General features: G+C 41.8%; 10 protein-coding genes and 1 tRNA gene. 3 read left to right on the top strand and 8 right to left on the bottom strand.

The window, feature by feature from the left end; translation table 11 throughout:
- Nucleotides 1-239: 239 nt before the first annotated feature.
- The 4 genes from PLL47_RS00850 to PLL47_RS00835 form a co-directional block, all read right to left on the bottom strand.
- Entirely contained in the window at nucleotides 240-983 is a 744-nt protein-coding gene (locus PLL47_RS00850) for a dolichyl-phosphate beta-glucosyltransferase (protein ID WP_324443700.1), read from the bottom strand.
- A 467-nt stretch (nucleotides 984-1,450) separates the two neighbouring features.
- Nucleotides 1,451-1,690: a KEOPS complex subunit Pcc1 gene (locus PLL47_RS00845; protein WP_324443698.1), complete on the bottom strand. Its 240-nt coding sequence runs from the start codon at nucleotides 1,688-1,690 to the stop codon at nucleotides 1,451-1,453.
- Nucleotides 1,691-1,814: 124 nt separating this feature from the next.
- Nucleotides 1,815-3,155 (bottom strand): RecJ family nuclease, encoded by a 1,341-nt coding sequence (gene recJ, locus PLL47_RS00840; protein WP_324443696.1) that lies wholly within the window; start codon nucleotides 3,153-3,155, stop codon nucleotides 1,815-1,817.
- Between the two features lie 315 nt (nucleotides 3,156-3,470).
- Entirely contained in the window at nucleotides 3,471-4,091 is a 621-nt protein-coding gene (locus PLL47_RS00835; protein WP_324443694.1) for a serine O-acetyltransferase, read from the bottom strand.
- A 350-nt stretch (nucleotides 4,092-4,441) separates the two neighbouring features.
- On the opposite strand from PLL47_RS00835, the gene PLL47_RS00830 reads away from it, so the two are divergent.
- A tRNA-Gly gene (locus PLL47_RS00830) sits at nucleotides 4,442-4,513 on the top strand.
- Nucleotides 4,514-4,822: 309 nt separating this feature from the next.
- Here the strand turns inward: PLL47_RS00830 and PLL47_RS00825 are convergent.
- The 4 genes from PLL47_RS00825 to PLL47_RS00810 all read right to left on the bottom strand — a co-directional run bounded on the left by PLL47_RS00825 (nucleotide 4,823) and on the right by PLL47_RS00810 (nucleotide 9,895).
- Nucleotides 4,823-5,965, bottom strand: a complete 1,143-nt coding sequence (locus tag PLL47_RS00825) for a PGF-pre-PGF domain-containing protein (protein ID WP_324443692.1) — start codon at nucleotides 5,963-5,965, stop codon at nucleotides 4,823-4,825.
- Entirely contained in the window at nucleotides 5,962-6,783 is an 822-nt protein-coding gene (locus PLL47_RS00820) for a hypothetical protein (RefSeq protein WP_324443690.1), read from the bottom strand. Before PLL47_RS00820 ends, PLL47_RS00825 begins: the two co-directional genes overlap by 4 nt.
- 45 nt (nucleotides 6,784-6,828) lie before the next feature.
- A complete protein-coding gene (locus PLL47_RS00815) occupies nucleotides 6,829-7,503 on the bottom strand; it encodes a hypothetical protein (RefSeq protein ID WP_324443688.1) in 675 nt (224 codons plus the stop codon).
- 103 nt (nucleotides 7,504-7,606) lie between these two features.
- The gene (locus tag PLL47_RS00810; RefSeq protein WP_324443686.1) at nucleotides 7,607-9,895 is read right to left on the bottom strand and encodes an Ig-like domain-containing protein; all 2,289 of its coding nucleotides are present in this window, start codon (nucleotides 9,893-9,895) and stop codon (nucleotides 7,607-7,609) included.
- A gap of 866 nt (nucleotides 9,896-10,761) precedes the next feature.
- On the opposite strand from PLL47_RS00810, the gene PLL47_RS00805 reads away from it, so the two are divergent.
- Together PLL47_RS00805 and mgtA are read left to right on the top strand one after the other, a co-directional pair.
- Complete coding sequence (locus PLL47_RS00805) at nucleotides 10,762-11,895, top strand: hypothetical protein (RefSeq protein WP_324443684.1); 1,134 nt, start codon at nucleotides 10,762-10,764, stop codon at nucleotides 11,893-11,895.
- 31 nt (nucleotides 11,896-11,926) lie between these two features.
- The gene (gene mgtA / locus PLL47_RS00800; protein ID WP_324443682.1) at nucleotides 11,927-14,455 is read left to right on the top strand and encodes a magnesium-translocating P-type ATPase; all 2,529 of its coding nucleotides are present in this window, start codon (nucleotides 11,927-11,929) and stop codon (nucleotides 14,453-14,455) included.
- Nucleotides 14,456-14,471 lie beyond the last annotated feature (16 nt).

Here is a 14,471-nt window from a genome sequence, read left to right as displayed (position 1 = left end):
TGAAATGAAAAACACTATTGCAAGAGGAAAAGAAGGTCTTAACCGATGACCAATGGAAAGATTTCCACTCAATTTGAAGAAGATACTTTGAAATAAAATCGCAGAAAAAAAAACCAATATCACAAAGTTAACCAAACTTCAAGTGGATATAATAAAGATGGGGCGTTTTCCCATATCTTCCACTGCCTGTAAGAGCATGGAGAATATTATTGCGCTAAAATAAAAGATCTGGTTTTTGTTCAAAATAACCCCTCTCGAGGCTTTTTATTATTTCGTTTTTCTTTTTTCAGATCCCGACGAAGGCGAAAAATCTGTTTACCCATGTTCATCACATCTCTTCTTAAATTTACTTTAGTAGGACCTCCATGCCTCCATACCACAGAAAATTCTTTAACTTTATATCCATGATGCTGTGAGAGAACAAACAGTTCAGTATCCCAGAACCAGTGTGTATCCTTTACTTTATCAAGCATGTTAAACAATGGTTCTCTTTTGAAAGCTTTAAACCCACATTGATGATCGTATAATTTTGAGTGCAAAAACGTTCGTACTAAAAAGTTGAATCCCTGGCTCGCTATGCCTCTTTTTATCGGTCTTTTTACCTGACTCTGAGGCATCATTCTTGAGCCTGTTGCAAAATCATATCCTTCTACTGATATTGACTCAATAAGCTCCTTCAAATAACTCATGTCAGTTGAAAGATCCACGTCGATATAACAAAGCGTTTCTCCAGAAGCAGACTTGAAAGCTCTATTTAATGCTCTGCCACGGCCCTGACGCGAATCTGAATGAAGATGCTGTACGTAGCTATATTTCTCAGCAAGTCTACTGGCAATTTTATCAGTTCCATCGCTGCTTCCATCCTCTGCTATAATAATCTCAAAAGATGACGTAATTTTTTCAAGGGCTTTTGAAGCTTGATTCACCGTATCTTCTATTCTTACAGCTTCATTATAAGCTGGTAATATCAATGAAACTTCCATATGCTATCACCAAAACTGATTATCAAATCTCACCTGCCTGATAACGGTTTTTTCGCTGGACAAATAAGTAATGATATTAGCATCACGGTAGTCCCCATAAGCAGGAGTTAAATTTTAACCTTTCAAATATTCTATTAAGTCATATTGTTCTCTATCCGGTTGTTCATACCCTCCTTTTAAAAGTTCTGCATTTGAACCTGCATTTATAGTTATAATTGGAGGAATAAAGAAGAGATAAACTTTTTGAAATTTCATATTTTAATTGCAGGTTAGATCCGCTATGCTCAGGCCGGGATATATACAACACTAAAAAATGTACGCTACTTAAAAATTTCAGTGTTGTAGAATTCGTTACAAACCAGAGTTTTAAAAGTTTTGATATCAGGTTTAAATAGGATCTGCAGAGATCCGACTCCAGATATTTTTCAATTTACTTACTGGTTATATCTTCTTAAGGTTATATCTTCTCACTTTTCTTTTTCCAGAGTCTCTTCGACTCCTTCCCCTATCTTAACGTTCATGAGAAAATCATCAATGGTTGCAAGGAGAGAGCCAATTTTCTCAGAATGAAAACGCACAGCAACTTTATCATCGCTTATCTCACTTTCCATGCTCCTCAGATTATCCGGGGAAAGAGCTTTCAGGATCCTGGCTGCGGACTTTCTTGACTCGGGGTCAGGAAACTCAATTGTGCCTGTAATTTTCATAAATGAGCCTCTGCATTTTTGAACAAATTCTCTGCCTTCGTTCCTTTATTATTTAACTTCTTGGTTCGCTTTCACTGCTCGGTTTTCTGCCTTTTCAGTCTCACGCGGATTCTGTTTATCTCATTTACTTACTTTGCTTTCCGCTGTTGTTTTTTCTGAGCTGCTCCCCGATTATCCGGTCTGCGATGCTCAGAAACTCCTCCGCACTCCCAATAGGAATCGAAGCTCCGGACGCAACACTGTGACCGCCTCCATTTCCGCCTACTGCACCTGCAGCTTCTCTGAGGGCAAAGGCAAGGTCAAGCCCTTTGGAGACAAGTTCGCGTGTACCCCTGGCAGAAACCTTCAAAATTCCCTCGGACTCGTTCACACAGATAAAAGGAAGTTCAGGATGCAGGTATCTAACCACGGTTGTTGCAAGGCTTCCGGTAGAAAGAGCCTCAACCGTGCTGATATACCAGAGGTTTTCCCCTTTGTGAATTTTCTCCACATTTTTCCGAATATCAATAGCAAGGTTCTTTTCATGCTCTTTTGTAAGGGAAAGGGCTTCGTCAAGAATAGATGAGTCCTTCAGGCAGAGAGCCAGGGCAAGCCCGTAAACCTTTTGCTTCCCGCAGGCATCGAGTATCGAAATAAAATCATAGACATTGCGGACAAGCTCCCTGTTCAGAAGGAAAACTTCTCCTATAACAGCTTCAATTGCTTCAGGGCTGGCCTGTTTAACAAGTTTCAGGGCAACGGCACTGGCAAGTTTTGAGTTCTCTTCTTCAGAAAGGTTTTCAATGTTTCCGGAAAGCCCGAGTTGATTTATGAATCCTGCTGCCTTTTCAGGGTAGCCGGTTACATCAAGGAAAGGCTCTGTGCTGTATGCGAGCACATCTGCGAGGTTTCCGTCCCCTACTTTCAGCCCTTTTCTGATGGACACGACTCCTGCTTTTAAGGCTTCTTCCAGAATAAAGGCATTTGCAGTCCGGAAAAGCTGCCTGTCTCCGACTGCACCTGCAATTGCGAGCCCTGCAAGATCGACGTTTCCTGCCCCGAGCTCTCTGGCTACAAGATAGCAGGTGCCTGAGGCTGAGATGTCCGTTGCCCCGTCGATTCCTACCATATGAGCATTTACCACAGCTTTTGCGGGAGACTTGCCTACTGGCTGGTGGTGGTCGAGCACCACAACGTCAGCTGCCACCGTCCCAAGAAGTTCCGAGTGCCCGCTGCCCATGTCACAGAAAATAACAAGGTCTCTCGGAGAGATGCTCCTGTTCACGTCTTCGACTACAGCCTCATCGAGCTTTGCAGCTATTGAAAGCTGGAAAGGAATGCCTGCCCTCAGCAGGGCCTGGGCCATGATCCCGGCTGAAGTCAGCCCGTCAGCATCATTATGGGAGACTACACGTACAAAGTTATGCTTCCGTATTTTATCGGCTGCATTTTTTGCAAGGTTTATCAGTTTTTCAAGCTCGCTCAAAGCCCATCACTCATAAAATTCAATATCAAGTGTGAAGACAATACAGAGATCAATATATTACAGGGATCAATTAAAAATTTAGCTGCCAGCTCACAAAAGATGCCGTCTATACTGGCTTGATGATATAAAACACTTAATGCAGAGGCAACATATATTCCTCAGTGCTTCGGTAACGAGATGATTTTCCCCTCTTTGCTGAAATAAGAAGTTAAGAGAGCAGAGGGATTTAACACAGATATAGGGAAAGAGCCCTGGGAAAAGATAGTGAGAATTATGAAAATCAAGAAGCATAGTGGAAGTTCCGGGAATACCTGATTATTCGGCAGGTTTTTCGAAAAGTTCAGGATAATCTTTTTTTAGTTCTATGAGCAATTTTTTTGGGATCAGTCCCTCAGAACCCTTATTGTTTATTTTCCTGGCTGGAATCCCTGCAATCCCAATATTTGGTTCTGTAAATGACTTATTTACGACTGAATTAGCTCCTATAGCTATTCCATCCGCAATCTCTATATCTCCAAATATTTTTGCTCCGGGTCCAATGTAAACATTATTTCCTATTTTTGGTGTTACCGTTCCATTTGTCCCTGCTCTGGTTCCGATGACCGTACATACGTGTATTCTGCAATTCTCACCTACTCTTACGTTTCCATTGACAATAATCGTACCTACATGACTTATGGCTAATCCTGGGCCAAAAACATTTGGTCCAATATGAAAACCAAGGAATATTCTTAACAGATAAAACTTAAGATATAGATAATAATAATAGGGACGGTAAAAAATAGAATTTTTGCAATTTTTATAATACTCAACTTTTCTCAATAATCTTTGAAATAACCATATTTCATCATAAATTCCCAGCTTCTTTCTTTTTCTGCCTAAAGCAATCCTATCTGCTTCCAGATAGTATTTATATTCTTGCTTTGACCTTATCATGAATTATACTTTTAGTTATAGAATTTCAACTTTCCTTTATTGAATTTATTTTTCTTTAAATAGTCTAACTTCTCAAAAAATAAATATAAGCATCTGAAATAATTTCACCATAAAACCAAATCAAAAAGAGCGCCACAGAGCAAAATAAAACACATTGTAAACCACAAAAACAGATAAGAAAAAAACGAATTGAAAAAAGTAGATTCAAAACAGGTAGAAAATCCAGCCAGCTTAAAAATTAAAGTATATGTTTTTCTCTGACCACGTACGAAAAAAATCTCTCAGGGGTCAACTTAATTAATAAGAAATTCCATAATAAGAAAAGCGGCAGGGCGCCCTGCCAGCCCAGCACATCAGTAGTGTAGCGGTTATCACCGGGCGTTGCCAACGCTCGAACCCGGGTTCGAATCCCGGCTGGTGTATAATATTTATTATAAAACGGATGTATCAGTCCCTTAATTAAGGTCACTTTTTTCCTATTTTTGCTGGTCTTTTGTTTTTCTTTGAGATATAACAATAAAATAGTCCATTTAGGAGAATCTCACCGCTAAAACCCAAAAATTAGTCCTCTTGAGCGCAGTTTCCGATTTTTCCTGCAAATTAGTCTGCTTGAGCGAGCGAAGCGAGTGAAACGGACGGCGGGCTCCCGAATCGCAATTCGGGTGGCGCAACTCGGATAAAAGAGAAATAAGCAGCTTTAAAAGCTGCTTCAAACCGGAATTCATCCGTTATTAAAACTTCTTTCTCAGGACGCAATATGCGGCTCCTACCATTGCCAGAAAAGCAACAGATCCAAAGCCGGGCATAGAACGCCATGATCTTACACGCTTTTTAGGCTCGGACGATACATTGTCTTCCGGACCTTCATCATCAGCGGGCTCGATAGTTATTGAATCTGATCCAGCTGCAATAATCGCAAAGGACCCGAAGCCCGGAGTTTTTGCTTCATAATAGACGTAAGTGTTGTTGTTTTCATCCAGTTTAGTGGTATCGAGTTTTTTCCATGTCCTGTCATAATACCAGAGGTTCAACGAATCTTTGTCGTCCGTGTCAACCCCATTTTCCTCAAGCCATGTTTTTTCAACTCTAAATCCAACAACAGCGTTTTCGATATTATCGGAGTTTGCAATTCCTCCCGAACCTACCCAGATGTTCACGTTCCTGTAAACCTTACCTTCAGGAAGGCTCGAAACCAGCTTGGATTGACCTTTGAGCATCTCTACAATAGTAGTGATCTTTCCGAGAGTCTTTTTGGCGTCAAACTCCACATATCTTATGCAGGTTGCCCCATTGGGGAAATCGAACCTTACGTGTGTTCCATTACCAACGTACGACTGGGAAAGCTCTTTAGCTTCGACATTGCTTTGAGGCTCTGGTGAACCTCCAGCTCCGCCGCTTGACCCGCCGCCGCCTGACCTGCCGCTGCTTGAGCTGTCATCATCTGAATCCCCGCCAGAACCCCCGCCAGAACTTGATCCGACCTTAATGGAAGAACTGGAAGGCAGGACAGGAAACTCAGTTTTATTAATATCCCTTAAAATACCCGAAAACTGGTATGTGCCTGCAGACGAGGGGGCTTTAAGAGTATAGCTGAAACTCTTTTCAGTCATCAGAAGGAAGGAGACTTTACTGCCGTTTACAGTTACAGCTCTTTCCGGAAGGTTTGAACTGATATATGTGAAACCTGCAGGAAGTTTTTCAATTACCTGCCCGGCTGCGCCATAATCAGCTACTTTGACTGTTACCTGAAATACTTCATTTTTGTCAATAGAAGAAGGAAGAATCCTTTCTGCACTGCCTGCAGAAGCCGGAGCTGCACATAAAATCACGAGCAGAAACAGCATAAAAGCAAGTTTAAATCCAGGCTGTTTCATATTCGATCCCACCCGTCAGCATAGTAAATAGACAGAATTGCATATTTGACCCCGCTGGAGATTTTGCTGTCACTTACAATGCTTTTGATTTCTTCGGCAGAGAAGATCCTGTCAGCTCCTCCAAACTTTGTTGTAAGTTCACTTTCTTTGACTAAAGTAATCGAGATGTTATTAGAATCTGTAACTTTGTTTCCGAAGTAATCCGTAGCTGTAAGGGTAAACTTAAACTCTCCTGCCTGAGTGCTGTTCACGTTGCAGGTGTAAATGCCTCCGTTTCCAAGTGTCATTGATACCACACCTCCACCTATGGGGGTAAGATCGAGGGTTACTGACATAACTCCAGAAAGTTCATCCGAGACTTTTGCACTGACAGCAGAGTAATCCTTTCCGTCATTCAGGATATATACAGGGGATGCAGAGCAGCTTTCAATAACCGGGGGTACAAAATCTCCCTTAAAAGTAAGATCGAGTTTAACAGGTTCAGCTCCATGCTGGTACGTCACAGAAACAGGCTCTGATTCCACGAGACCCAGCTTGAAGACTATCTTTTTTCCGTTATCCTCTTCACTACCCGAGACATCCAGTTGATACTCTCCTGCCACCTCTATAACTTCAGAACCAGCAAGCTCTGAATCTATATAAGCCGAAATTACAGTCCCTGCCGGCACATTTGCGCCTCCTGTGATCAATTTTCCTTTGAATACGTTGGGAATCGAAGGAATATCGCTGGCAGATGCCACAGGAATAATGGATATACCCAGCACCAGAATAACCAGGCAAGTTAAAGCTCTTAAGTGTTTGTCCTTGATGGTCACCATATCACCTTGAGATTTTTCACATTACTGTAAAACCCTTCAAATCCTTCAGGGCTTCCTTCTTGATTCCCTCCAGAACTCTAATCCAAAAGTCAGCAGAATGATGCCTGAAATCGCATAAATAGCCTGAAAACCTGGGGCACTGCTTGTCCTGGAAGCTTCTTCCGAAGATTCTTCGCCCTTCTCAACCTCTGCCTCACCGCCTGTGCTTTCCGGTTCAGTCTTTTCCGTAACTTTTACTTCCGGTTGAGTGACTGTACTATTTTCAATGACCTCTCCACCGTCTTCGGAATCATCAGACACCTTCAATGATCCGGAGCCCGAACTAGAACTGTGTTTAGAACTCCCTGAGTCAGATGCATCACCGATAGAAAGTTCGACAGCCGAGATAATCCTTCCTGACTCCCAGGAAAAACTCTTGCCTGTATCCTTTCCATCAATTGTAAAAGTTACAGTTTTTCCTTCATCCTCAGCACTTCCAGCGATATGGAGAGTGAAATCTCCTGAGGAAGTATTTACGAGAAACTTTTCTACCTCTTCCCCATCAAGATGGGCTGCAATAACAGTGTCTACAGGAGCCGGAACGCCGTCAATCAGGGCAACTCCACTCACTATCATAGGGAGCGGAGGGACGTCCTCAGCCATAACCGGCTGGACAGCTATTAAAAAAAACAACACCAGTACAGCTGTTCCTAATAAACTATTTTTTAATATTTTGTTCATGATTTTCCTCCAATTGTTACGCAAACAAAAAAAGAAAAAAGACCTTTCAGCCATTTCAGGCTGAAAAGTTACTTGCTTTTGAAATTAGACCTTTCAGACGGATTTAAAACGGTATTATTGATGTAGAATTGATGTAGAAATTTACACTTTCTACGGATGCGTAAGTACCGTCTTCCTTCATGAAGATCCAGTATCCCTGTCCTGGAACCATAGCGCCGCTGGTCTCAAGCATTTGAACCGGATATGGGGTTTCGCCTGCATCTTCAAGCAGGGATATAAATCCAAGATTGATTGTACCGCCCCAACCTTCATTGTGAGAATACGTGATGAGGTTGGAGAACTTATAGTTTGCAAGGCTCTGATCGCTCTGCAATGAACCCAGAGTCTGTGACCAGTGCACAGGCAGTGTGGAAGTGTGCCCTATCATCTGCCAGCCGGCAGCAAGGTCAAGAGAAGCAGGCACATCAGGACTTGCACTGCTAACTGGCATTGGTTTGAATTTTACATTGGTCTGGCAGGCTTCTGGAGAGTAAACCCAGTAACCCTTACATGGTTCTATTGTCTTCGGGAATTCCCAGCAGCTGCCGTTCCAGTAAATTACTGTGCTGTCATCTCCAAAGGCTGAGCAGGTGTCTGCATCGAATGTGGCCAGCCTTTTGGGTACGGACTTAAGGTTCCAGCCTGCATTGAGTGTGATATTCATATCCTCATATGTCTGGACAGGCCCGCATATGTTACATTCATAGTTGCCAGCATTATCCAGGGCAATAACAGCGACCCAGTAATCTTTACCGTAGACAAGAGGTTTCCCTCCATACGTTCCAATGTTCATATACAGAGACTTGCCGTCCTCAGTTGGATAGATGGTACTTACAGGTAATGCTACTTGCATGTCTTCCACACAGGAGGGCTTTGAGTCGCTGATGAAAACTACATATGGAAGTCCAAGGTAAGCTTCTTCTCCAGGCAATCCAAAGTAAGGTACTATTCCGTCGTAAAGGTCTTCTTCAGTGTTTTTGTCCCAGCGGACGTAGATCCCGGGCTCATCGTATGTATAGTACCATGTGGTATCACTCAGAGCATCAGTTACAGTCAGGTTTGCTACAGGAGCAGGTGCCTTTGTATCAACAGAGAAGAAAAGTGGCTCAGGTTGCTTGGTTCTGCCTGCATTGTCAGTGACTTTTACGGTCCAGGGTATGTTCACTCCGTCAGCTACTGTTGCCTCCAGAGAAAGGTCAGTAACCCCGTCTTCTTCAATAACTGAATTTCCGTTCTCTACTTTCGTGCCGTTGATGAGCAGTTCGTAATCAAAAGGCAGCCCTGCTCCTCCTGAAATACTGAAGTTAAAGGTAGAGTCTGCAGGAGCAAAACCACCATTCGGAGAAATGAGCTGGACTTCAAGACCGAACTGGTTCACATAGAAGTTTCTAACTTCACCTGTACAGTTGTTCCCGGCTTCATCTTCGACTAAAACGGACCAGTTGTGAGCGCCGTCCTCAAGGACAAATTCAGGAATTTCGACATATTCACCTGAAGCCATACGCCCGGAACCTGATATATCAGCAGGTATTCCATCGAGATACAGCTGATAATACAGGTCAAGGCTGTAGTTTGCAGATAGACTGTCCTGGCATGTGAAATTGAAGTTAATAAGACCTGTTGTGTTGACGAAATTGTTTTCAGGAGAAACAAGAGTTACGATCGGGTCTCTGGTGTCCACATACAGATCTTGGAGACCACTGGTACCATTATTCCCTGCATCATCCTGAAGTTTGACTTCCCACTGGTAATAGCCATCGGGCTTTTCAATTTCGCATTTTACACTTCCATTAGAATTTAAGGTCCCTGTTTTCACTTCAGTACCGTTGATACAGATGGCATAGTCAATTGTATTGTCCAGTTTATCGAAAGCACTGAACTCAAAGACTATACAGTCGGTATTGATATACGTGGAATTTGGCTGAACCCCATGAAATCTTGGAGCTTCGTTGTCAATCACAAAAGCATCGATATCAATTTTCTCAATGAAGTCTCCAGTCGTGTTCACCCCGGAAACTGTGACATTCACAGCATCGTTTACATCGTCTGGAATCGTATAGTTGTAACACCAGACAGTGCCACTTAAGTTATCCATCTCAGTGACAAACAGGAGCATACCCCCCGAATCAATAGTTAAGTCCGCAGACAAAACAGATTCGCTGAAGGTTGCAGTTATCTTTACAATATCTCCCATCTTGAAGGGACCAGATTCGTTGTAGGCGATATTAACACTTGGACCGGCCACTGAAGTCGATACAGTATCCGTATTTTCTGTTTCTCCAATTGCACTTGCTGTCCCTGCTAAAAGGAATATGATTAGCAGCGAACTGAATAATATTAATTTTTGTTTCATATTCTGCACCTAGATTCCGCACGTGTTCAATTTTAATATTGAATTTTATCATATTCTAAAGAATATTACAAAGTTAGCGAGTTGTAGCAGATTCCAGTTAATTAAAATACAACCGAATGAACAGTCTAGAAATTTTAAAAAATAAAGTGCGATCAAAACTAAATAAAATAAGACTGTAAGGGATTTGCAATTTCTTTATCGCTAAACTGCTTTTCCTTCACCCCCTTTACTGAACCGATCTGATTGACGTTATCTTAAATTAGTAGATAAGAAAACCATCACTTCTCTGAACCCTTACGGGAAGGAGTGAGGTAGCTTTTCCTCTGGAGCAGCAAGAATTGACCCCGTTAATTCTCGCACAGCAGGGGAATAATGAATCAACCCCGTTTTCATTACCAGGCTGGCGTTTCAGCCCGGTATGTCAGACATATACCTGTTAATCCTGAAAAGTAAATTTGCTAATAGCAAATTACTGGAGACAAGAAATCCATATTTAAAGCAGTACATGTCTTTTTATATTATCATGTGACGATAATATAACATAACTTACGCAAATATTTGATATAAATCTTTCTAAAAAAATTCCGGATAGTATATAAAATAGATATAAAATTTACGATAAATAATAATGATTTTTAAAAATTTAGGTAATTATAAGTACGAAATTTTTTCATAGAAAAATAGGAAAAAATATGAAAAGATGATAATATGAAAATTTAAGAACTTACTCAAATTCGTGACTTCTCCCCACATTAAAATGACTGGGATTGGTCCTTATTTGCTCCGTAAAAAGTACATGCTCACACATTTAAACATGGAAAACATATTTTCCAGAAGACTTTATTATCACAGGGGAGGAACTGTAAATGAAATATACCTTTCAGGACTCAACAGAACTTCCTGTTCAACGGGACTTTATTCAGGATCTGCAGGACTTCATAAGGATTTCAAAAGAAGTAATCCCTCTCGAAAAGTCGATTATAGGGATAAAGAGGGTAAACATAGAAGAGACGGAAATCTCTCAGAAAGGAATCGAAGAAATAGACAGATTCCAGAAAGAAGTTACTGATTGTATAGAAGAATATTCAAGGGGAATTGAATCCAGGGAAATTCTTGAAATTAAATCCAGGACTATGGAGGCCTGTACAAACATCTCTCTGTTGAAAAAGAATGAAAAACTTGAAGACATCGACAGGCAAAACAGGCTGACACTTATAGAGGTACGGCAACTTGAAGAGAGAATACTCTCAATCCTCAGCCCTTTTTTTGAAACCAGTATTTATGACGCCGAACATACCTTTTATGCTTCAATAGAAGACAGAAAACTCAAAGGATCTCAGGTAAGCTCGGTTGATGGCATGAGGTACGAATTTGAACTGAATTTCGAACAGGACGTATTAAAAGTTGAGGATCTTCAAAAACTTACCCTGCCTGTGCGGTCAAAAAGCGGATTTCTCTCCAGGGAAGAAAAAGTAAAAAAACTTGATGTATCAGGTTTCTATGTTACAAACATCGAGTACGGAAGGAACAATACAAAAGCCGTTATTGAAGATAAGGATGCAGAGCACAGGTTCATAATTTCTTCAGATGGCAGGACATTCCTGATCATGCATGGAGACCATGAAATAACAGGTGATGAAAAACTTGCTTCTGCCATAGATAAAGATGCCCTCTCTGCATTTATGATGAAAATTAAAGAGTTCGTTACAGAGTCAGTGGCATCAAGAAAGCTCAGGCTGATCCTGCTGGACGGCAAAAATGCTGTTGAAGAGAATATTATTTTTGACTGTCTGAAACTCATAGCCGATATATATGGTAAGCTCGTAAAGGAATGTATTGAAAAAGGGTATACCAAAGGGGAAATTACAATTAAGATGGTGGAGTCTGGGAGTATCCGGACCGAAAAATACATTTCAAAATCCGAAGCTTCAGGTGAACTTTCATCCACAGGACCTGAAGGCATGGAACTTGCCGGCATACTGGGGGTTGCCGAAGCCTGAGAAACTAAACAGGAAATAAGGAGCCGTAAGGTTGGCGCATGAGGAGAGAAAGCTCACTTTCTGGAGTGTTCCCGTATCTGAGATGCTGCAGGAACTCCAGACAGGAACCGAAGGTCTGAAAAGTTCCGAATGCAGTGAACGCCTTAAAAGTTATGGATCTAATGTTCTAAAATCAAAAAAAAGGTCAGGTAGTCTGAAGATTCTTTTTTCTCAGTTCAGGAGTCCGATCACCCTTCTTCTATTATTTGCAGCCGGAATTTCCATTCTCCTGCATGACCCTACAGATGCAGTAATTATTGTATCAATAGTACTTATCAGCAGCGTGCTCGGGTTCTGGCAGGAAAAGGGAGCTGCGGATGCTTTTGAGAAGTTATTGGCCACGGTACAGATAAAAACATCAGTACTGAGAGATGGCAAAGAAAAGGAAATCTCTGTAGAAGAGGTCGTCCCGGGAGATATAATAATTCTGAATTCAGGAGATATTATTCCTGCAGACTGCCTGATTCTTGATTCAAAGGATCTTTTTGTAAGCGAAGCCACTCTCACAGGAGAGACCTATCCGGTTGAAAAAATATCCGGTGTGTTGAAAGCAGAAACCCCGCCTGGAAAACGTACAAATTCCCTCTGGATGGGTACAAGTGTGGTTAGCGGCACTGGAAAAGCAGTGGCAGTTTTTACCGGAAAAGAAACCGTATTCGGGAAAGTATCGGCAAAATTAAAACTCGGGCCGCAGGAAACCGAATTTGAGAAAGGAATTGCAAATTTCGGGCATTTCCTGATGGAGGTCACCATGCTGATGGTGACAGCAATTTTTTTAATAAACATATACCTCCAGCGTCCGATCCTTGACTCCGTTCTCTTTTCCCTTGCTCTTGCCGTCGGGCTGACCCCTCAGTTATTGCCTGCAATCATAAGTGTTAACCTTTCCCACGGTGCAAGAGATATGGCACAGAAGAGAGTGATTGTCAAACGGCTCGCTTCCATTGAAAACCTGGGCAGCATGAACATGTTCTGCTCTGATAAAACCGGCACTCTAACCGAAGGGGAACTGCAGCTCCATTCATATCAGGATCTCGAAGGAAAACAAAGTGAAAAAGTCCTCCTTTACGCCTGCCTCAATGCTCATTACCAGAAAGGTTTTGAAAATCCTATAGACAGGGCAATACTTGCACAGAACAGGTTTGAACTCTCCGAATACAGTAAGCTTGACGAAATACCTTATGATTTTGTGCGCAAGAAATTGAGCATTCTGGTCTCAAATAAGAACCGGAACCTGATGATCACCAAAGGTGCCTTATCCAGCATCCTTGCAGTCTGTTCTTCGGCTGAAACAGCAGAAGAAAAATTAGTGAATATCTCCGATATAAAAGAGAGAATCGAGAAGCAATTTGAAGAGTTTAGTGAAAAAGGGTTTCGCACTCTTGGAATTGCATACAGGGAAACTGGACAGCAAACAGCCATCAATAAGGAACATGAAACCGATATGACCTTTCTCGGGTTTCTCTTCTTTTTTGACCCTCCAAAAAAGGGGATTTCCGAAACAATAGGAAATATGGAATATCTGGGAATTTCCCTGAAAGTCATCACAGGAGATAACAGGCTGGTAGCTGCAAGCATCAGCCGGGAGATAGGGATAAAGAACATATCAGTCATTACCGGAGAAGAACTCAACCGGGTGAGTGATGAAGCCCTGATAAAGAAAGTAAACGATGCGGATATCTTTGCTGAGGTAGAGCCGAACCAGAAAGAGAGAATTATTCTTGCACTCAGGAAAAGCGGAAATGTTGTAGGGTATATCGGTGACGGCATCAATGATACCTCAGCCCTTCATGCTGCAGATGTGGGAGTTTCTGTTGACACTGCTGTCGACGTTGCCAAAGAGGCGGCAGATATTGTTTTACTTGAAAAAGACCTTAATGCACTTGTAGAAGGAGTAAAAGAAGGGAGAAGAACGTTTGCCAATACTTTGAAATATATCTTCATGGCTACAAGTGCAAATTTCGGGAACATGTTCAGCATGGCAGGAGCATCTCTTTTTCTTCCTTTCCTCCCTCTCCTGCCAAAGCAAATCCTGCTGACGAATTTGTTGACGGATTTTCCTGAGATGACAATAGCTACAGATACCGTGGACAAAGAGATGGTAGAAAAACCGCACAGATGGGATATAGGTTTTATCCGCAGGTTTATGGTAGTATTTGGGATCACAAGTTCGGTATTCGACTACCTCACTTTTGGTACTCTTCTCCTGATTCTGCCTGGAATGACAGAAGAGTTCAGGACAGGCTGGTTTATGGAGTCTGTAATCTCGGCATCAATGATAGTTCTGGTAGTCCGAAGCAGGAAGCCTTTCTTCAAGAGCATCCCAGGAAAATACCTGCTGGCAGCTACCCTGCTTATTGGAATCTTTACTCTCATTTTCCCTCTTACTCCATTTGCAACCCCTTTTGGTTTCAAACCTCTCCCTGTTTCGGTCATTATAATTATTGGAGCCATTGTGGGGCTTTACGTCCTTACAGCTGAAGCAGTAAAAAGGATCTTTTATAAAAGAGTAAAGCTCTAAAATATTTTCAGATAGA

Source organism: Methanosarcina sp., from assembly GCF_035390745.1.
Lineage (GTDB): Archaea > Halobacteriota > Methanosarcinia > Methanosarcinales > Methanosarcinaceae > Methanosarcina.
This window is presented reverse-complemented; position numbering and strand designations above follow the sequence as displayed.